The organism is Arcicella rosea (assembly GCF_040543805.1).
Classification (GTDB): domain Bacteria; phylum Bacteroidota; class Bacteroidia; order Cytophagales; family Spirosomataceae; genus Arcicella; species Arcicella rosea.
In genome coordinates this window covers 169,363-188,713 of sequence record NZ_JBEUMS010000006.1, presented here as the reverse complement: position 1 = coordinate 188,713, position 19,351 = coordinate 169,363, and the positions used below count along the sequence as shown (strand labels likewise).

Below are 19,351 nucleotides of genomic sequence, written 5' to 3'. Positions count from 1 at the left end.
TTTTAACCTCATCAAATATTTTAATTTGCCATGAAAAGTATTGAAAATCAGTTGTTAGTCAGTCATTTAGAAGACAGAGTGGAGCTTCATTTAAAAGAGAGTATTAGTCTGTTTCAGAATCTTCATGAAAGTGTTTTGTTAAAGCCTTCCATTAATGGCGGTTGGAGTATTGCTCAATGTTTAGAACACCTCAATACTTATAGTCGTTATTATTTGCCAGTCATTAAAAAGGCGTTAATCAATCAGCCTCAACAGGAGGGAAGTCTGGTTTTCAAAAGCTCATATTTGGGTGCTTACTTTACTCAATTGATGGAACCTAAAGAAAATATGAAGAAAATGAAAGCCGCTAAAAATCATAGTCCAATAACAAATTTGGATGCTTATGCAGTAGTGGCAGAATTCATTGAACATCAAGAAGAATTGTTGAATTTATTAAAGCAAAGTGTTGCAATAGATATGAATGCCATTCGTATTCCGATTTCAATTACAAAATGGATACGATTGAAATTAGGAGATGTTTTTCAATTTTTAATTGCTCACAATCAACGCCACATCGTACAAGCCAAACGGAATTTATACATCAGTTATAATGTACCTGTAGAAGATTAGCCTTTTTCTGTTTCCTCTAAATGCTATTGATAAACAGTGTAGTAATACACATCCTAAAGAAAATGCTTGATGTAATGTATGTCAAGCATTTCTTTTTTGGATTTATGAATGAAAATTCCTCAAACTCATTATTTTTGTTTAAACAATTATTTTGAAACACTTATGAACGAGACTTTTCTACACTTTCTCTGGCAATTTCAATATTTTGATAAATCTTGCCTTCAAACTACTGATAATGAATCTCTTCAAGTATTAAAAATTGGAAGATACAATACGGATGCTGGTGCTGATTTTCAAGATACTCGTATCCTGATTGGCGAGGTTGAGTGGGTGGGTGCTGTTGAAATCCATTTAAAATCTTCTGATTGGAATCTTCATTCACATCATTCTGATGCTGCTTATCAAAATGTGATTCTTCATGTAGTATGGGAAGACGACAAACCGATTTTCCGAAGTGATAATACTAAAATTCCTACGATGACACTTTCTGACAAAACAGATATAGCTTTAATCAAAAAGTATTCAAGTTTAGTAGAAAGTAAGGCGCAAATTGCTTGTCAAACACAATTTCAACAGGTTTCATCTTTAAAGAAATTTGCAATGCTGGATAAAGTATTGATGCAGAGATTGGAAAGTAAGGCTTCTATTATCCACAAATATCTTCATAAGAATAAACAAGATTGGGAAGAAACTGCATATCAAGTATTGGCAAAAAACTTTGGGTTTAAACTCAACGCAGAGCCTTTTATCAGACTAGCACAAAATTTACCGCTGAAAGTGTTGAGTAAACATCGTGATAATCTTTTTCAAATTGAAGCTTTGTTGTTTGGCGTAGCTGGTTTTCTTACTTCAATTGATGTAGTAGATGAATACCAAAGTAGATTGGCGAAAGAGTTTCAATTTCTTGCTGCGAAGTATCAACTTCAAGATAAAGTATTGGGTTTACATGAATGGAAGTTTTTACGTCTCAGACCTGCTAATTTTCCAACTGTTCGTTTGGCACAGTTTGCCAAAATTATTCAAGAAAACATCAATCTATTTTCAGTGATGTTACATTTTGAAAATGTTGAGAATGTTTATAAAATCATGCGAGTAAAACAATCTGCTTATTGGCAAGAACATTATTTATTCGGCAAAAAAGCTAATGGAAAAGTAGCAATCATTGGCGAAAGTTCTGTGCAAAATGTAATTATTAATACAATTGTGCCTTTATTGGTGGCTTATAGCCAGCAAAAAGATGAAGTACTTTATCTTGAAAAAGCGATTCGGTTTTTAGAAGAATTACCTGCTGAAGAGAATAATATTACTAAACATTGGCAAATACTAGATTTACCAATGAAGTCCGCTTTTGATTCGCAAGCTGGTATTGAATGGTTCAATGTTTTTTGTCATCATAAAAAATGCCTGTCTTGTGAAGTAGGAATTAGCTTGTTGCGAGAAAAACTATAGTTTCAAACCATAAGCTAAATCTCCCGCATCGCCCAAACCTGGCACGATGTAATATTTTTCGTTCAAACATTCATCGACTGTTGCAATGAAAAGTTCTGCTTCGGGTATTTGTTCTTGCAAAAAAGCAATTCCTTCTGGTGCGGCTATTGCTGATGAAATAATTATTTTTTTGGGTTTTCCATGTTTCAATAAAGCTTGATAAGATTTCAATAAAGATTTCCCAGTCGCCAACATTGGGTCGATTAAAATAATGGTTTTATCTGTTAAATCTGGACTCGCCAAGTAATCCATTTCAACTTCAAAACTTTCGTCTGCACTATGTTTCCCTCTGTAAGCACCAATAAAAGCATTTTCTGCTTTATCAAATACATTCACAAAACCTTGATGAAATGGCAAACCTGCTCTCAGTATTGTCACTAACACAGGCTGGTTCAACAATAAATTGCTTGTTGCAATTGCCAATGGCGTTTGTATTTCGGTACTTTGATAGGATAATGTTTTTGAAATTTCATAAGCTAATACTTCTCCTAATCGCTCCAGATTTTTCCGAAATCTCATCGAATCTTGTTGAATTTTTACATCACGAAGTTCAGCGATAAAATGATTCGCTATCGAGTTATTTGAAGTTAAGATAAACATAGTTTTTGTTTAGAATAAAGTTTCAAGGATGTTTTACTCAATCACAATATCATATTGGTACAGCAAACCTCTGATGCCATCATAAGAAAATTTCGCCTTTTTAATGTTATTTTTCTCTGGATTGATGGCGTAATGTTCGGCTGTTCTAAAATCTGTTTGAGTCAGATTTGTTTGCTCAAAAACAGTATTTAATAAATCACAATGATTGAACGATGCGCCAGTTAAATCTGCTTCACTAAAATTTGCTTCTTGAATCTGACAATGTTCAAATTTAGTTTTCTTCAATTTATTCTTGAAGAAGTAAGTATAATTTAGCGAACAATTTTTAAAATATACTGAAAATAAGAATTCTTTACTGATACTAAAATCTACACCAATGATTTTACAATCAATGAATTTTACTGTTTTTAAACTTGCATTGTTCAAGTTGACGCTACTAAGATTACAACTCTCGAAAGTACAATCAATAAAATCTTTGTTGGATAGATTAGTATTCGAAAAATCACAGTTTTTAAAAGTGCAACTATCGTATTCTTTACCAGTAATTACTTGTTTTGAAAAGTCAATTTTTTCAAAAACTTGTTCATAAAATTCTTCGTTCATTCTTGTATATTTTATCGCAAACTAAAGTTTTTTGTTATCCATTTTATCAAGTTTCTTCTTGATTTCATCAAGTAAAGCAAATTGTTTTGCTTGAGATTCAAACAAGGTTTTGATTTGTTCTTCCAACAGCAAATCCATCTTTTGTTGCAAACTTCTGATTTGCATTTCTGCTTTCAGGTTAATCAAGTAGTCATTTTCACTTCTCATTCTATCTTTTTCTTCCTGACGATTTTGGCTCATCATAATGATTGGTGCTTGCAAAGCAGCAATACAAGAAAGTACTAAATTCATCAAAATAAATGGATAAGGGTCGAATCTGTACTGAACAATCATAACAGTATTGAAAATAATCCAAAGTGTTAGGATTACTCCAAACATGATGATGAATTTCCAACTTCCACCAAACTGAGCTACTTTGTCTGATATAGCTTGACCTTTCGTGATTGTTTCGCTGGGTGGATTTAATAGATTCTGGACAATCAATCGTTCAGATTTTATCGTTTCTTCAACGATTTGATGGAGCTTCTGTAAATGCTGATTCTCATCCGCTAAAAGTTGCTCAAAATTGATGTCTTTTTTCATAACTTTTTTAATGCGTAGTGCGTAATGATGAATGAGTAATAAGTTAAAAGTTTATCGTTAAAAACACTACGCATTCATCATTACGCATTAAATAGATAAAAGTTTTTCCAAATGATGATATTCTATGCCAAAGTACTCTTTTGTGGCTTTTAGCTTTGCCAAAATCTCTTCTTTTTTAGATACCGCATTCGGATTTTTAATTCCTACGACCAATACATTTTTAGGCGTATGAGCATCTGAAATAAATTGAAACACTTTAGTTTTATAGCCGAAGTATTCCAAAATCATCGCTCTAATGCCATCTGTTACCATTTCTGCTTGTCGCTCTAAAAAGATGCCATACTTCGTTAAGAAATCTAATTCATTAGACGCTTTATGCTTTTCAATTTCTCTTCTGATTTGTTTATGACAGCAAGGTGCAACTACAATCAAATCGGCATTGGCGGTGATTCCTTTATAAATGGCATCGTCTGTGGCGGTATCGCAAGCATGAAGAGCAATTAAAATATTAGTACCTGTACTGTCATAATCTTCAATTGTTCCTTCAACAAAATTGAGTGTTGAAAAACCTGTATTTTGAGCAATCTTATTACAAAGTGCCACCATGTCTGGGCGGAACTCAACGCCTGTTACTGTTGCTTCAAGTTTCAACACATTGGTTAAATAATCGTACAAAGCAAAAGTTAAATAGCCTTTTCCAGAACCCATATCGGCTACTTTCAATTGATTTTGCGTAGGAATATCTTTGATTAAAGTACTCAAGATTTCCACATAATGATTTATCTGACGATACTTGTCTTGTGCATTTTTATAGACATTTCCTGCTTCGTCAGTAATCTTTAATTCATGTAAATACGGTTTTTCTTGTGGCTTTATCAAGCGATTTTTCGCTTTGTCATGTTCCAAAGAAATAGCTTTCGGATTACTTGAATCAGTTTTACGCAAAACGGTTTTCTGATTTAACTTTTCAATAATCAAATCAAATTTACTTGTGAAAAGTGTAGCAATATTAAAACCTTCTTGCAAAGCTTTTTCGACATCTTTGATACCTTCCGACAGTGAAAAGTTCTTTACAATATCACGAGTTTTGTAGCGATAAGTAAAACTGAGTTTTTCTTCTTTCTTGATTAAAACTCTTTTGATATAAATATTCTTGAGTTGCTCTTCTGTGCCTTTATAATTGCCCAAAGAGATTTTTACGAAGGAATTATCTTGCAGACTTTCAGAGAAAGTATTGATAAAAGTCGCTAAGTGTTCAGGTTGATTCATAATATTTTTTATTTACTCAGCGATTTCAAATTTTTGAGGAATTTGTAATTCTTTGGCATAATAAGCCGTAGCGTATTTGTGCAAAGACTCCAATAAAGTATTCATATCTGCATGAAAATCAAATTGAATATCTGGGTGTATTTTCACTACTTTCTTTAAAAGGAAATCAGTTCTTTTTACCACATAAAGTGCCAAAGTATCTGATTTTGAAGAGTATTTTTCAATACATTTCAATTGTTTTTCAAAACACTCTTTCAGTAATTTCAAGGTCAATTCTACTTCTCCGTATTTGTCTTTCGTTACTTTTACATGACGAGTAATTTCAGCATTGGTATAACGCATATCCATCATCAAATAACCCGAAGAGTAATTGGTGGTATCATATAATTTATCAATCAATACTTTAATATCATCCCTTCTCGACTCCATCGTTAGGCTTTCTTCTACCAAAGTAAAAGTCAATTGTTGAATCAAAATATCATCTTTGCCGATAAGTCTTAACAATAATTTATCTTTCTCTTTCTGAGGCATCGCCACAATTGCCTGCTGTAATTCTTTTTCTATTTTTGCCATATTGAATGCAAAACTGGATGCTAATGATTTATCTTATCTTTGTAACAAAGTTACGGATAAATGAGTTTTTAAAGTATTATTCCTTAATTACTTGTGCCGACACTCAATCTTATGAAATATAAAGGACTCTTTTTTGCCATCAGTATTATTTCACTTTGGGGCATTTCGCTTGCCTACTTGTTGAATTATCCGATAGATTTTTATAATCCTTTGGTATACGTTTTCGTGTTGCTTCAAATGCAACTTTATACTGGCGTTTTTATTACGGCACACGATGCTATTCATGGCGTTGTTGCTCCTAATAATAAAAAACTCAATTATGCCATTGGTTTTTTATGTGCTACACTTTTTGCTTTTAATAACTATGCAAAACTATCGAAGAAACATCACTTACATCATAAAAACGTAGTGACTGACGAAGACCCAGATTATTATCATGGTAACTTTTTTAGATGGTATTTAAAATTTGCTTTAGAATACGTTACCTTCTGGCAGATTTTGTTGATGGCAATTACTTATAATCTATTGAAATTAGTTTTTCCGATGGAAAACCTAATTGTTTTTTGGGAAGTACCAGCAATATTAAGTACCCTACAACTTTTTTATTTCGGCACATATCTTCCACATCGTGGTGAACATGAAGAGAATGATATTTATAAATCCCGAAGTCAGAAACTCAATCATTTTATTGCTTTTATTTCATGTTACTTCTTTGGCTATCATCACGAACATCATGCTTATCCATACTTACCTTGGTGGAAATTGGCGGAGGCTAAGGAGAGAGAAGAATTGAAGAGTTTGCAAAATTGATGAAGCTCACTCAAAGTGTATTATGTGTGAGAAAATGATAGTTAAAGGTCACAGGTGAAATGTCCTCTTTACTCATGGCATGACTTCAAGTCATGCCATGAGTAAACAACTTAAGGATGTTTTCGTTGAAAGCCATAAAGCCTCCCTTTAAATCCCGAAGGGATGTCAGTATTATAGTAATGCATTGAAATATCGTTTACAGAACCCTGAAAGGGTGAAACATTTAATCGTATCATCCCTTCGGGATTTATTTATATCAATTGCACAAAAAAACGGCATCAAGAAAACATATTCCTGATGCCATTTTTTGATTAACCATACTGAGTCAATTCAACTTAAAACCGCAATTTCCCGCAAAAAAGAAGGAGTATTTCTATTCTGAGATAGAATTTTGGTACTTTGAATAGCAATTTTTCTACCTAAAACCGCAATTATCCGTAAAAAAGAAGGAAGTTTTCTTGTTAAAAACGCAATATTCCGCAAAAAAGAAGGAATTTTGCTACTTGAAGAAGCAACTTTCCATGAAAAAGACACAAATTTTCCTCTTTTATATGGAAAGTTGGGGTAAAAAGAGGAAAATTTTATCCTTTTTGTTAGAATTTAGCTTTGACAAATTTGAATTTGTCAAAGCTAAAAGTTAAAAACTAAGCGACTTAATTAGTCAAATTATCTAATAAGTAAATTAAGCTTGCCATTGATGCCGCACCCATTTCTAATTCTCGTTGGTTTACGGTATCAAAAGTGTCATTTGAGGCATGGTGATATTCGAAATAACGTTGAGCATCTGGTTTAAAACCTATCAATACTGTGCCTTGTGGTGCCAAAGGACCAATATCAACACCGCCACCTCCACGTTCAATTTCATGTAAACCATAAGGTGCTAACAGTGTACGATACGACTGAACTTTCGCTAATAAATCAGCCGATGCACCTTGCATACCAAAGCCACGAGGAGTAAAGCCACCATTGTCAGACTCTAATGCGAAAATATGTTTCTCATTATTTTGCTTGGCTAATTCTGCATATTTCACACCGCCACGGTTTCCGTTTTCTTCATTCATAAACAATACTATTCTGATAGTATGCTTCGGTTTGATACCCAAATTTTTGAATAAACGAGCCACTTCCATCGACTGTACAATACCTGTTCCGTCATCATGTGCACCTTGTGCTAAATCCCATGAATCTAAGTGTCCGCCCACCACAATAATCTCTTCTGGATGTTCAGTACCTTTAATTTCTGCCACCACATTATGCGAAGGAGCATCAGGTAAAGTCTCGCAAGACTGTTTGAAATAGAATTTTGTATTCGGATTTTCCTTCAAAGTTTTGCTCAATAAAGTAGCAGCATTGGTACTCAATGCTGCCGCAGGAATCAATGGTACACCCGTTGCATAGACCATAGAACCTGTATGCGGAAAATCGTTTTCAGTACTACTCAACGAACGAATGATAACGCCTATCGCACCTAATTTTGCTGCTTCATTTGCACCACTACGACGTTGGTCGCCAGCTTGTCCATACGCTTCAAAAGTATTAATCTTGGTAGGATCCATCGGGCGATTGAAGAAAATGATTTTGCCTTCGCATTTTTCTTTGCCCAAAGCTCTTAGTTCTTGAAAGGTTTTTACTTCAATTACTTCTGCCGTAATCCCTTTTTTAGGCGTAGCCACCGACCCCCCCAAAGCTACTAAAGGTACTTTGATTTTCTGTTTACCATCTAAAATATAGCCTTCTTCTTTAGCACCACGCACCCAATGTGGCACCATGACATCTTGTAAAAAAACACGGTCGTAGCCACCGCTTTCTAAAAGTGTTTTTCCCCACTGTACTGCTTTTTTAGCACCTTCCGAACCACTTAATCTTGGACCAACATTGGTCGTTAAATCACGAAGCCATTCATAAGATTTGCCATTTGAGAGAGATTCATTGAAGAATTTACGAATTACTGTTGAATCATTATCTTGTGCAAAAGAGGATAATGATAACGATAAAATTAAACTTGTGATGAAGGTAGTTTGTTTTTTCATTTTTTATTGGTTGATGATTTCTTTTTAGTTTATGAGCTTATGAGTCAATGAGTTTATTTAGAAAGATGAAAATATGATTAACAATCTTATGAGAATTAATGAACCCACAAACTTAAAAAGCGATTGTCACTCATAAACTCATAAACTCATAAACTCATAAACTCATAAACTCATAAACTACAAAGAATTCATTGTGAAGTATTGAAGCTTCAATTTAGCACTTTCTGCCAAGATTTGCTCTAAAAAATGTATATCAAAGCCATATTCTTCTGGTTTATGAGTGATTTTACGCAGAGGCTTATGACCAAAAAGCATCATAACGGCTTGTTCTTTTTGTGCTTTTGCCAACCCTTTTTTAATATCTTCGATAGTCAGATTAGCGCTTACATCAATGATTAAGGCATTTACTTTTCGGGTATCATCGTGATGATGATAGATTTCATCCATGTTTTCTACTTCTCGGCGATAGGTAAAACCGAAAATGTTTCTTTCTTTCATCGAAACATCACGTAACAAGCTAAAATGTTTTAACAATTCACGGTCGATATACCAAATCTGTGAGCCACCCGGATGCGCAAAAGTAGTAGGAGAGAAGCCTTGTCGCTTCATAGTTTTCAGGGCTTGGAATACTTCTTTTTGCATATATTCTTCTAAAGAATGTTCCCAAACGTACCTTATCGAAGCCACGTGCATAGCACCATGACAGCCGATTTCATGTCCATCGGCTTGTAATTGATGCAACATTTCAATTTCTTCGGTCGATAAACTATCAGGTTGCGTAATGTAAAATGTTACTTTTGCATGATACTTTTTAAAGAGTGGTCTTAATTCAAACCATTCTTTAATAAATCGGTCATCAAAAGAAAGCGCAATTCCAGCAGGTTGAGGAGCTTTTTTTTCTTGACAACTGATTAAGGAGATAAAGATTAGTATGTAAATAGATTTCATTTTTCTTTAGATTTTAGAAGCAAGAAGCAAGAAGCAAGAAGCAAGAAGCAAGAAACAAGATTCAAGATTTTTGTTTTAAGATTTCACATAAAAGATAAGCTTAAGACAAAAGTTGTTTACTCTTGTCTCTTTTTTCTTTCTTCTTGTTTCTTATGTCTTGCCTCTTGCTTCTTTTGTCTCAACTCTAAAATTCCATAAAAATATGTTTACCAAACCCCAAATATTTCAACAATTCCCCAAACTAGTTGCCGCTGAAAGTACTCGGAAAGATGGTTATAGTGAAGCACCTTATGCTTCATTGAATTTAGGTTTGCATTCAGGAGACAATCTTGAAAATGTTTATAAAAATAGAGATAAATTCTTTGAAGCACTCGGTTTTTCTGCAGAAAAGGTAGCCTATTCTTATCAAATACATGAAGATAAAATATTAAGTACAACACAAGCAGGTGCTTATGAAGGCTTTGATGCTTTGATTACTAATCAAGCCGATGTATTTGTAACCGTTACTGTGGCAGATTGCACACCCATTTTGATTTATGATGATAAGCAAAAAGTAGTAGCTTCCATTCATGCAGGTTGGCGAGGAACGGTTTTGGGAATTGTCACTAAAACTATTCAACAAATGGTGGCAGACTTTGGTACAAATCCCGCAGATTGTTTTGCATACATTGGGACTTGTATTGATGAATGTTCTTTTGAAGTAGGAGAGGAGGTAGCCCAAAATTTTGAAGAGAAATTCAAAAGATTTGATGCTGAAAAAGCTAAATACTTTGTCGATTTGAAACAAGCCAATCAGGCACAATTATTAGAAGCGGGAGTACCCGTCAATCAAATTGAAATCTCTAAATTCTCCACTGTTTTAGACAATGAAAGTTATTTTTCACACAGAAAAGAAAAAGGAAAAACAGGAAGAATGTTAGCCATTATTGGTATTAAAAATGGTTGATTTCTGAGAATAATCAAATATAATTGCAGTATTTAAAGAATCTGTATTGGAATAGTTATATTTTTTGCAATTGTGAGAACTAATATTCGTAACTTTGTGTCTGTCAAGTGATTAACTCGGATTAAACGATTATCACTTTTTTATGTGAACCTCAGCTTAGAGTATCAATAATCATTAACCGTGTATCATTAAACAACACAAATTTATGAAATACTATCCTTTATTGGCCGAAATGATTCTGGAAGAATCAAAGAGCCACAAAACAGAAAACTTGAAAGCATCACAAGCAAATGATGCAAATAAAAGTTGGTTAGAGCGTTTTTTCGATTTCCTAACGCCATCTAACATTCACGTTGCCACTAAGTAGCAATTTATAGATTAGAGAGAGGTTTTCTTGAATAAGGAAACCTCTTTTTTATGGTCATTAAAACAAAAGAGAATGCCTTTAACGACATTCTCTTCGAATTTTCTAATTAAATAGATTTGAGTTATTTTTCACTGTAATGAAAAATCGTTAATTAGTTACCTCCACTTTTTACTCGACCTTTTTCGTCTTCTAAACCAGTTTTACGTTGGCGTGCGGCGGCTACTTTACTATTTCCAAAACGGTAAGAGAAGTTTAAGCGAATCACTCTACTTTCCCATTTGTTTCTTACTTGTACATCAATATCGTTGAAAATGAATGAACCACGGAATTGGTTAGACCAGAATACATCGTTAACATTTAATTTCAAAGTAGCTTTGTCTTTCATTAATTTCTTTTGAATTCCGAACGACATTGCTCCCATCGGGCGACCCGCCAATTGTCCTTCTACAAATGGTGACATATACCAACCACTTAATTCTAAAGTATATTTTTTAGGCAATGTAAATTGGTGAGTCATATTTAATTGATAAGTAGTAGCACGAGCATCCAATGGTTGAAGGATAGTCGAAGAACTACCATCTGAAGCAATAATTGTTTTTGGAATATCGCCCACATAATGATTGTTATACAAATTCAAATAAGTATTACTAAACCACCATTTTGTAACGGGAACAGGCACTGAGAACGAAATTCCCATGTTTTCAACATAACCAATATTGATTTTGGTAACGTTAGTCGTTTTCAAAGCATTGTTTTGTTCTAAAATATCAGTCATTACACCATTTGTACGGCTAAAGTTTACTGTAGTTGTAATGGCATCTTTGAATGTATGCGATACTTCAAAAGCATTGGTATATTGTGGTTGTAACAATTCATTTCCTCTTTGGAAAGTATATGGGTCAAGGAAAAATAAGAAAGGATTCAAATCTTCATAACTTGGACGGTCGATTCTACGACTGAACGAGTAACCCAATTGGTGGTCTTTTGATAATTTCTGACGGAAAAATACACTTGGGAAAAGATTCGTATAATTTCTTTTCAATAATTCTTTTCCTAATAAAGTACCTTGTCCGTTAGTATTTTCAACTCTTAAACCTAATTGAACACTTACTTTTTTGAATTCCTTAGAATAGTTTACATAACCAGCATTAATGTTTTCTTTGTAAACAAAATCACGAGTACGAGTTGGGTCATTTACATGAGTATTGGCATCACCCACTAAGAAATCAAAACGCATATCATTGCCAGAATGTACATAACTTGTTTTTAAACCAGCTTCAAATTTTGATGTTTTATTGATTGGATAAACTAAGTCTGTTTTGAAAGAATAAATATTGATTTTAGAATCAGTTAAACCATCTTCATTTCTTTTTTCACGTAAAATATTCTGAGTATCGTATTTTGAAGTGCGATACTTCATCGAATTATTGGCATCGTAACGAGCATAGTCTAAATCTGCAGTGATTTCTCTACCAGTTGAATCAATTACATGTTTGAAGTTCAAATTGGTTGAGTAATTTCCCCAATTGTTATTAATACTTCCTAAAGTTCTTGAAGTAGTATCCAATTGAGCCATCGCATTTTTGATTAAAGTTTCGTTGTTTAAATCTTCGCTCCAATTACCATTCATGCCATTGAATAAGAAACCAATCGTATTCTTTTTGTCAAGGAAATAATCAGCTCCCATTTTATAAGAGAAAGAATTATTTCTACGGTCATTATCTCCAACTTGGTCGAATCCAGAAATTACTTTACCATTTTCAAAAAACTTACGGTTAATCGTTTGAACTTGAAAGCTTTTACGGTCATTCGCAGAAAAATTTCCGAATAGGTTTACTTTACCATTTCTGTAATTTAAGTTTAAACCAGCACTTTCTTTTGGTAAAGATTTATAAGGACCGAAACCAACACCAACATTCGCCGAACCATTTAAGCCAGTATTTTGATTCTTTTTCAAACGGATGTTAATTACTCCAGCATTTCCAGCAGCATCGTATTTTGCAGGCGGATTGGTCATGATTTCGATTTTATCCAACTGAGACGCTTGCATGTTTCGAAGCATATTGGCTAAATCACTAGCCGACATATACGTTGGTTTGCCATCTAACATAACCATTACATTTTGCTTTCCTTTCAATGAAATGTTTCCGTCTTTGTCAACTGTAATGCCCGGAGATTTCTCTAATACTTCAATCGCAGTATTGCCCGCTGAAACTACTGAGTTCTCAACGTTCACAACAGTTTTGTCGATTTGCTGTTCGATAAAAGGTTTTTTGGCGGTAACCTGTACTTCTCCCAGCTCGTTTGAAGCTTCTGTTAATACTAATTTTGTTAATTTAATATTGGGTATTTCGGCAGAAAGGATAAACTTTGGCGTGTAATATTTTTTATATCCCAATTGAGAAATGTTAACGATATAAGCGCCATAATTTACTTTTTCGAATTCAAAAGTACCGTTTACATCGCCCAGAGCACCTTTTACCAATGATGAGTCTTTTGCATTCAATAAAGTAACCGTAGCAAATTCTACAATTTTACTTTTATCGTCTGTGATTTGTCCTGAGATTTTTCCCTGAGCTTGTGCCTTAATATTAGCTAAACTAAATATGGTAAGGATAGCGTAAAAAATTGTTTTCATGATGAGTGAATTTTAGGTTTTTAGATTTATTGGTTAAACATATTTGGATGATTACTGTGTTAAAATTAATATTATGCCAACTACCTTGTTATGCAAACTACTTAATCGGCTTCCCTAAAGGATAAATGGTTTGTTATTTACCGTCAATGAAAAATTGAAACGTTAAGGGGAATGATTTGTAGCTAAGATGCAGCCATGCAGAAAAAGGTTGCAGAGAATTGAAAAAAAATCTAAAAAAGATTTGGGGACAAAAAAATAGGCGATTCAGTTTATCAACTAAATCGCCTATTAGAGGGATGAATTATTAATTATTTTACAATTTCAGAAATGATTTTTAAGCCATTCAAGGTTAGTAATTTATCCACTTCATCAAATTCATCACGAAGTGGTGTTAGAATAGACGACAGTCCACCAGTAGCTAAAACGAGACAATCTTGCCCAACTTCTTTTTTGATTTGCATAATCATTTCACGAACCATTCCTACATATCCCCAAAGAATCCCTGCTTGAATAGCATGAACAGTATTTTTACCAATGGCAGATTCTGGCATTACCAAAGGTACTTCTGGTAATTGTGCCGTGTTTGAAAAAAGGGATTTTACGGCTGTTTTCAAACCCGGAGCAATTGAAACTCCTAAAATTTTACCTTCGGCAGTAACAACGGTAAAAGTTAAAGCAGTACCAAAATCAACGATTAAACACGTTTTCTTGTAGGTATAATACGAGTAAGTAGCATTGCAAACCAAATCTGTGCCGATTTCATAAGGACTTAGAATTTCCATTTTCAATTGGTCATAGATTTCTGGGCCAATGATGATTGGGTCGAGACCAAGCATTTCTTGAACCGTTTCTTTCAAAACATGTTTTAAATCTGGCACAACGCAACTAATAATCGAGCGATTGATTTCACTGATTTTTAAGTTGTTTTCCAAGAAAAACAAGCGAAGTTTTGCTTCAAAATCAGAAGAACGGCGAGAAGAATCAGAAGGAATTCTGAATTGATGAATCCATTCCTGCTGATTATGAATCCCGAAAACTACGTCAGTATTACCAATGTCTATTGCTAAAAGCATATTCTCTAATTTATAATATTAAAAGCCAATTTTACCTCTTCGTTTTCCTTTCACAGTGTTATTGGCGTACTCCAACATCTCTTCAATTTCTTTGTTAAAACCACCAGAAAGAATAGGGAATCTCAACCAACTTCTTGGGTCAAGGTTGCGGTCGTCCACATGGAAACTTGGTGCATAGCGTTCACGTTTCCATTGATTTCTAGCAAAAAGTCTAAAAAATCTTTCAATAGAAGTAATTAATTTTTCACGAGTATAAACGCCTTCAAATTCCATTTCCATGATTTTCAAACAATCTGTAGGAGATTTTTTATCACGAATTGCGGAGGTTTCAATGGCATTCAATAAATCATAAGGCATTAAATCTTCTTCATCAATCTGTTTAGCTTCAAGCGGACGTAATTCAGCAGTTGGCTGTAAATTATTCATGGCATTCAAGCCTTTTATTTTATGAGTTCCGCCCAAACCAGTGTTTTCTAACCAACGTAACCAATGACGTAACCAATGCTTGTCGATGCCAGCAATGGGTGAAATAGAACCTGAAGTATCACCATCCATCGTCGCATAACCAACCGATGCTTCAGAACGGTTAGAAGTCGATAAAAGTAAAGCATTATTGATATTTGCCAACAACCAAGCACTTGGGCTACGAACCCTCGCTTGAATATTTTGTAATGCTAGGTCGTCGGTCTGCCAAGATAAATCTCTTCCAATAGCACCTTGAATTAAACCTTTATAAGTTTCCACCAAACCATTGATGTCAATATCATAAAAAGTAGTGTTCAAATCTTTGGCTAATGAAGTAGCCGAATGACGAGTATCCGATGAACTATTTTGCGTTCCTTGATAAATATTAGTAATCAAAGCGGCAGATAATTCTGCGACAGAATTACAATGTTGAATTGCCTTGATGTATTTTAATTTTTGTTTGAAACCATCCAGTCCCAATTCTGTAACAGCCATTTCGATGGCTAAGTAACATAGCGCAGTAATGGCAGATGAATCAGCACCACCAGAAAGTGAAATTACCCAACCATTTGAACGTGATTTTCTTAAATAATCGAATAATGCTAAAGCAATAGCTCTTGCAAATTCTTCTTCTTTCTGAAAGCCATTTGCTTCCCAATGTTCTAAAGCATAATGATTTTTGAAAGGAGGAATCTCTGGATAATCAAAAAGTACTTGAATCGCATTACTCGCCTTGAATTGGAATAGATTTAGACTTTGTTCTAAACGAATTTTATCTAAATCAATCACCGCAGAAGTCAAGTAATAATCTTTGTAAGAAAATCGTGTACCAGAAACGAGCATTTCTCCAGCCTGAGCAATCATCGCATCTCCGTCGAAGATGGCTCTTCCTGCTTCATTACCGAGCAAATTCGCATAAATATAAGCGACTCCAAAAGCACGAGAACCATCTTGAACGAGGCGTTCACGAGTTTGGGTTTTAAAGAAAGCAAAATGAGAAGCCGTTGGATTCAGAATAACATCACAACCTTTTAAGTAAAGCTCTCTTCCCGGACGATTCGCTACCCAAGCATCTTCACAGATTTCAAAACCAATTTTTACACCACCTACTTCAAAAAGTAAATCGCCAACAGGATAAGTAAATTCTCCGATTCTTAATTCAGTTTTCTCACCCACAGGCCAATGTTGAAACCAGCGAGTTTCATAATGAATACCATTGTTCGCCAAAGTTTTCTTACAAGCGAAGCCTCTGATTTGCTTATTGACAATTAAACAAGCAGCATTATAAATATGATTATTGATACGAATAGGTAAACCTACACAAACTGCAATGCTTGAAGTATGCAAAACAATATCTTCTAAAGCTTCTAAGGCGCTGTCGCAAGTACTTTGTGCATAGAACATATCTTCGCAGCCATAGCCAGTAATACATAGTTCAGGGAGGCATAAAAGACTAATTTCCTGTTTTTTCGCCTCTTCAATACAAGCAATGATATTGTTTTTATTACTTTCCCATGCCAGAGGTGTTTGGTTAACTACTCCAACGGCCACTTTAATTAGATTCATATTATTGTATTTGAATAGCTAAGGCTAGTTCTTTTTATCGAAATTCACTCTTTCGCCCGGAAGCGTATATTTGAATTTAGTTTTTCCTGATTTTTTATCTTTTTTACCATTGAATTTCTTATTTCCTTTTACAGGATTCCACGGCAAATGTTTTTTGGTAGTTGTCCATGAAAAGGCAGCTCTTGGTCTAAAAGTTCCGCCTTCGTGTTTATGTTCTACAGAAACCCTACAGTTTTTCTCAGGGCAACGCTTCGCCCAAAGACATCCCGATAAAGTAAAACAGGAAAGTAAGAAAAGAAAAATATAGTAAAAAGGATTATATTTCATCAGCGTTGAGTTTGCCTGACAAAAATACATCATTTTGAACCATAATGAAAAAAGGGGAGGAGAGATTTGGGTATGAAAAAAAAGAGTACCCGAATCTTAAAGCAAAAAAACCTTCATACGCCATGTATGAAGGTTTTTTGTAATTTTTGAGCCTTCTATCGGGATCGAACCAATGACCTACTGATTACAAGTCAGTTGCTCTACCAGCTGAGCTAAGAAGGCTTTTCTCAACGATTAGCGAGATGTTCTTCGTTTATCGTGATGCAAAATTAGTAGGTTTTGTATTACTGTGCAAACGTTTTGGAAAGAAATTTTTAACATTTTCTTAAACTTTTTTGCAAGTTTCTGAATTTCAAAAGATTAAGCAGTGAAATTTTTTTCAAAAAAAACAGGGCTAATGATTAAATTAGCCCTGTTTTGGTGATTTTTCATCTTTCAGCTTCTCTGATTATTTTAATTTGATGTTTCAAATCTGCTAAATCTTTTGCCGCTTTTTGAATTTTTGCTTCAACATCTTGGCGAAGCTTATCCGCATTTTTAGATTTTGCGAAAAATTCTAAGTTATTTCTGTAAACTGCAATGTCATTTTCAATTGTCTGCATTTTACGACGAATGTCATTTTCTTTACGGATTAAATCTTTTGGCGATTCTCCGTGCGCTCTAACCATTTCAACTTCATTCTGTAAACTCAATTGCTCACGTTCTCTACCAGAAAGTTTTGCCATTGCACTCACATATTTGTTGATGGCATTGATATAACGTTTTCCGATATTTTGCATTTCCTTTTTAGGAACAAAACCTATTGCCGACCATTGTGCTTTGAATTCAGCTAGTCTTGCTGTTTCAGCACCTTCAGAAGCTTCTTTTTCTATTTGCTCACAAAGTGCAATTTTGTTCACTAAATTAGCTTCAAACTCTTTTTCCAAAGTTTGGTTTTTAGCTCTTTTTGCATTGAAAAAAGTATCACAAACGTTTTTGAATTTACTGTAAATGACATCTTTTTCTTTTTCAGGAACATGACCAATCTCACGGAACTCTTTTTGTAAACGAATTACAGTATTGGTAGCTTCTTGAGATTCATCTTCATTGGCTAATAATGCTTCTACTTCTTCAATAATTGCATTTTTAGCTTTTAGATTTTCTTCTCTTTTGATTTCTAGTAAACGGAAAAACTCTGTTTTGTTTCTGAAAAACGTTTTAATATCCGACCAGAACTTATCGCTCAATTCTTTGCCTTTTTCTTTAGGCATAAAACCTTTGATATTATTCCATTGGTCTTGTAAAGCCAAAAGTGCTTTGGTGCGGTCGTTCCACTCGGTAATTGAAGCGGAATTGAAGCTTGCAAAAGGTTGAATAAGCTCAGCAATTGATGTTTTCAAAGCGAATACTTGTTCTGCTTCTGCTTTTGAGGCTTCTAATTGTTCACGACGCTTGCCATAAATAATATCCAAAGCATCTTTTACTCTTTGCCAGATAAGTTCGTTTTCTTCTTTTGGTGCTGGACCAACGTGCTTGTACTCTTCAAAAGTCGCTACAGCTTCATCTAACATTTTACCAGTAACGTTTTCTGTTTTCGACGTTTCTGCTATTTTTTCGATTTTGCTACACAACTCAATTTTATGTTGAAGATTACGCTTGCGGTCAAGTTCTAATAACTCAAAATAAATACTACGATTACTGTAAAATCTATCAACTAAAGCGTGGAATGTTTGCCAAAGCGTGTTATTGTGTGGAGAATTTACATTTCCAGCAGTTTTCCATTCTTCTTGAATCTTCTTGAATTCATTGAAACCAGATTTGATATGTGCTGGGTCACTGCTGTCTTCACCTTCAACCAACGTGCGAAGACGATTGATAAGTACAGTTTTTTGACTGAAATTCTTATCTTTTTCTTTTTCAATGTTGGCAAAATACTTTGAACGTTCTTCTTTAATAGCTTTAAAAAGCGTATCAAATTGTTCACTTGCAGTGTCTAGCTTAAATTCGAATCCATCTTCAGAACCTTCGTTGGCTTCTTTAAATTTAGCAAGTGCTTCTGCTTTTTCTGCACTTTTAATTTGCTCAAATAATGGTCTAATTTCTTTCAAAGTATCTTCAGATTTTCTGAAAATACCTACTGAAGGATTTTCCTTTACTTCTGCTAATACTTTCTCTAAAGTTTTCACAAAATCTGCTTTTTGAAAGCTAGAATAATCAATTGCTTGGGTTTCAATTGTTTCTGTCTCTTCAATTGTTTCAAGTACCGCTGATACAAGAATAGGCTCAGGTGTTACTTCAGAGATTGTTTCAATGGGTTCAGGGGTTGCTGCAACCTCAAGAATAGATACTTCTTCCGCTTGTGTGTTAGCTGCGGATTCTGTTACTTCGATAGCTTGTGCTTCGATTTCTTCTTTAATTTCTTTTGCTTCTTCGTTAATCATGCGTTCTTTTGACAGCGCTCTACAAATCAGTATTTAA

Annotated in this window: 17 protein-coding genes and 1 tRNA gene; 5 read left to right on the top strand and 13 right to left on the bottom strand. The window is 34.3% G+C overall.

Annotated elements, in window-relative coordinates; all coding sequences use genetic code 11:
* Positions 1-30 precede the first annotated feature (30 nt).
* Both ABID42_RS09715 and ABID42_RS09710 read left to right on the top strand, forming a co-directional pair.
* Complete coding sequence (locus tag ABID42_RS09715; protein WP_367283496.1) at positions 31-609, top strand: DinB family protein; 579 nt, start codon at positions 31-33, stop codon at positions 607-609.
* A gap of 162 nt (positions 610-771) precedes the next feature.
* The gene (locus tag ABID42_RS09710) at positions 772-2,058 is read left to right on the top strand and encodes a DUF2851 family protein (protein ID WP_367283495.1); all 1,287 of its coding nucleotides are present in this window, start codon (positions 772-774) and stop codon (positions 2,056-2,058) included.
* On the opposite strand, the gene upp is transcribed toward ABID42_RS09710, so the two are convergent.
* From upp to ABID42_RS09685, 5 genes are all read right to left on the bottom strand, one after another.
* Positions 2,053-2,697, bottom strand: a complete 645-nt coding sequence (upp, locus tag ABID42_RS09705) for a uracil phosphoribosyltransferase (RefSeq protein ID WP_367283494.1) — start codon at positions 2,695-2,697, stop codon at positions 2,053-2,055. The two genes, ABID42_RS09710 and upp, sit on opposite strands and share 6 nt — an antisense overlap.
* A gap of 33 nt (positions 2,698-2,730) precedes the next feature.
* Entirely contained in the window at positions 2,731-3,300 is a 570-nt protein-coding gene (locus ABID42_RS09700; protein WP_367283493.1) for a pentapeptide repeat-containing protein, read from the bottom strand.
* A 21-nt stretch (positions 3,301-3,321) separates the two neighbouring features.
* Positions 3,322-3,882, bottom strand: coding sequence for a DUF1003 domain-containing protein (locus tag ABID42_RS09695; RefSeq protein ID WP_367283492.1), 561 nt, complete (start codon positions 3,880-3,882; stop codon positions 3,322-3,324).
* Between the two features lie 87 nt (positions 3,883-3,969).
* Entirely contained in the window at positions 3,970-5,151 is a 1,182-nt protein-coding gene (locus tag ABID42_RS09690; protein ID WP_367283491.1) for a class I SAM-dependent methyltransferase, read from the bottom strand.
* Positions 5,152-5,163: 12 nt separating this feature from the next.
* Complete coding sequence (locus ABID42_RS09685) at positions 5,164-5,724, bottom strand: hypothetical protein (protein WP_367283490.1); 561 nt, start codon at positions 5,722-5,724, stop codon at positions 5,164-5,166.
* A 111-nt stretch (positions 5,725-5,835) separates the two neighbouring features.
* On the opposite strand from ABID42_RS09685, the gene ABID42_RS09680 reads away from it, so the two are divergent.
* The gene (locus ABID42_RS09680; RefSeq protein ID WP_367283489.1) at positions 5,836-6,534 is read left to right on the top strand and encodes a fatty acid desaturase; all 699 of its coding nucleotides are present in this window, start codon (positions 5,836-5,838) and stop codon (positions 6,532-6,534) included.
* A 653-nt stretch (positions 6,535-7,187) separates the two neighbouring features.
* Here the strand turns inward: ABID42_RS09680 and ABID42_RS09675 are convergent.
* Both ABID42_RS09675 and ABID42_RS09670 read right to left on the bottom strand, forming a co-directional pair.
* The gene (locus ABID42_RS09675; RefSeq protein WP_367283488.1) at positions 7,188-8,564 is read right to left on the bottom strand and encodes a M20/M25/M40 family metallo-hydrolase; all 1,377 of its coding nucleotides are present in this window, start codon (positions 8,562-8,564) and stop codon (positions 7,188-7,190) included.
* A 177-nt stretch (positions 8,565-8,741) separates the two neighbouring features.
* Positions 8,742-9,512, bottom strand: coding sequence for a polysaccharide deacetylase family protein (locus ABID42_RS09670; protein WP_367283487.1), 771 nt, complete (start codon positions 9,510-9,512; stop codon positions 8,742-8,744).
* A gap of 202 nt (positions 9,513-9,714) precedes the next feature.
* Between ABID42_RS09670 and pgeF the strand changes: the two genes are divergently transcribed.
* Positions 9,715-10,458, top strand: coding sequence for a peptidoglycan editing factor PgeF (gene pgeF / locus ABID42_RS09665; protein ID WP_367283486.1), 744 nt, complete (start codon positions 9,715-9,717; stop codon positions 10,456-10,458).
* A gap of 205 nt (positions 10,459-10,663) precedes the next feature.
* Positions 10,664-10,825, top strand: a complete 162-nt coding sequence (locus tag ABID42_RS09660; protein ID WP_323255644.1) for a hypothetical protein — start codon at positions 10,664-10,666, stop codon at positions 10,823-10,825.
* 151 nt (positions 10,826-10,976) lie between these two features.
* Here ABID42_RS09660 and ABID42_RS09655 read toward each other — a convergent pair whose 3' ends face one another.
* The 6 genes from ABID42_RS09655 to ABID42_RS09630 all read right to left on the bottom strand — a co-directional run bounded on the left by ABID42_RS09655 (position 10,977) and on the right by ABID42_RS09630 (position 19,314).
* On the bottom strand, positions 10,977-13,463 hold the full coding sequence (locus ABID42_RS09655; protein WP_367283485.1) for a TonB-dependent receptor: 2,487 nt from the start codon (positions 13,461-13,463) through the stop codon (positions 10,977-10,979).
* 308 nt (positions 13,464-13,771) lie between these two features.
* Positions 13,772-14,536: a type III pantothenate kinase gene (locus ABID42_RS09650; protein ID WP_367283484.1), complete on the bottom strand. Its 765-nt coding sequence runs from the start codon at positions 14,534-14,536 to the stop codon at positions 13,772-13,774.
* 18 nt (positions 14,537-14,554) lie between these two features.
* Positions 14,555-16,567: an NAD(+) synthase gene (gene nadE / locus ABID42_RS09645; protein ID WP_367283483.1), complete on the bottom strand. Its 2,013-nt coding sequence runs from the start codon at positions 16,565-16,567 to the stop codon at positions 14,555-14,557.
* Positions 16,568-16,591: 24 nt separating this feature from the next.
* Positions 16,592-16,927 carry a hypothetical protein gene (locus tag ABID42_RS09640; RefSeq protein WP_367283482.1) on the bottom strand — a complete coding sequence of 112 codons (336 nt, stop codon included), beginning with the start codon at positions 16,925-16,927 and terminating at the stop codon, positions 16,592-16,594.
* A 116-nt stretch (positions 16,928-17,043) separates the two neighbouring features.
* Positions 17,044-17,116: transfer RNA gene (locus ABID42_RS09635), tRNA-Thr, on the bottom strand.
* A 206-nt stretch (positions 17,117-17,322) separates the two neighbouring features.
* Positions 17,323-19,314, bottom strand: coding sequence for a DUF349 domain-containing protein (locus tag ABID42_RS09630; protein WP_367283481.1), 1,992 nt, complete (start codon positions 19,312-19,314; stop codon positions 17,323-17,325).
* Positions 19,315-19,351: the final 37 nt, after the last annotated feature.

Excerpts from the sequence above, each read along its gene's own strand:
- ABID42_RS09670 (WP_367283487.1), bottom strand. The coding sequence starts at position 9,512 with ATGAAATCTATTTACATACTAATCTTTATCTCCTTAATCAGTTGTCAA.
- nadE (WP_367283483.1), bottom strand. The coding sequence starts at position 16,567 with ATGAATCTAATTAAAGTGGCCGTTGGAGTAGTTAACCAAACACCTCTG.
- ABID42_RS09700 (WP_367283493.1), bottom strand. The coding sequence starts at position 3,300 with ATGAACGAAGAATTTTATGAACAAGTTTTTGAAAAAATTGACTTTTCA.
- ABID42_RS09695 (WP_367283492.1), bottom strand. The coding sequence starts at position 3,882 with ATGAAAAAAGACATCAATTTTGAGCAACTTTTAGCGGATGAGAATCAG.
- ABID42_RS09685 (WP_367283490.1), bottom strand. The coding sequence starts at position 5,724 with ATGGCAAAAATAGAAAAAGAATTACAGCAGGCAATTGTGGCGATGCCT.
- ABID42_RS09640 (WP_367283482.1), bottom strand. The coding sequence starts at position 16,927 with ATGATGTATTTTTGTCAGGCAAACTCAACGCTGATGAAATATAATCCT.
- upp (WP_367283494.1), bottom strand. The coding sequence starts at position 2,697 with ATGTTTATCTTAACTTCAAATAACTCGATAGCGAATCATTTTATCGCT.
- ABID42_RS09660 (WP_323255644.1), top strand. The coding sequence starts at position 10,664 with ATGAAATACTATCCTTTATTGGCCGAAATGATTCTGGAAGAATCAAAG.
- ABID42_RS09715 (WP_367283496.1), top strand. The coding sequence starts at position 31 with ATGAAAAGTATTGAAAATCAGTTGTTAGTCAGTCATTTAGAAGACAGA.
- ABID42_RS09680 (WP_367283489.1), top strand. The coding sequence starts at position 5,836 with ATGAAATATAAAGGACTCTTTTTTGCCATCAGTATTATTTCACTTTGG.
- ABID42_RS09690 (WP_367283491.1), bottom strand. The coding sequence starts at position 5,151 with ATGAATCAACCTGAACACTTAGCGACTTTTATCAATACTTTCTCTGAA.
- ABID42_RS09655 (WP_367283485.1), bottom strand. The coding sequence starts at position 13,463 with ATGAAAACAATTTTTTACGCTATCCTTACCATATTTAGTTTAGCTAAT.
- pgeF (WP_367283486.1), top strand. The coding sequence starts at position 9,715 with ATGTTTACCAAACCCCAAATATTTCAACAATTCCCCAAACTAGTTGCC.
- ABID42_RS09710 (WP_367283495.1), top strand. The coding sequence starts at position 772 with ATGAACGAGACTTTTCTACACTTTCTCTGGCAATTTCAATATTTTGAT.
- ABID42_RS09630 (WP_367283481.1), bottom strand. The coding sequence starts at position 19,314 with ATGATTAACGAAGAAGCAAAAGAAATTAAAGAAGAAATCGAAGCACAA.
- ABID42_RS09650 (WP_367283484.1), bottom strand. The coding sequence starts at position 14,536 with ATGCTTTTAGCAATAGACATTGGTAATACTGACGTAGTTTTCGGGATT.
- ABID42_RS09675 (WP_367283488.1), bottom strand. The coding sequence starts at position 8,564 with ATGAAAAAACAAACTACCTTCATCACAAGTTTAATTTTATCGTTATCA.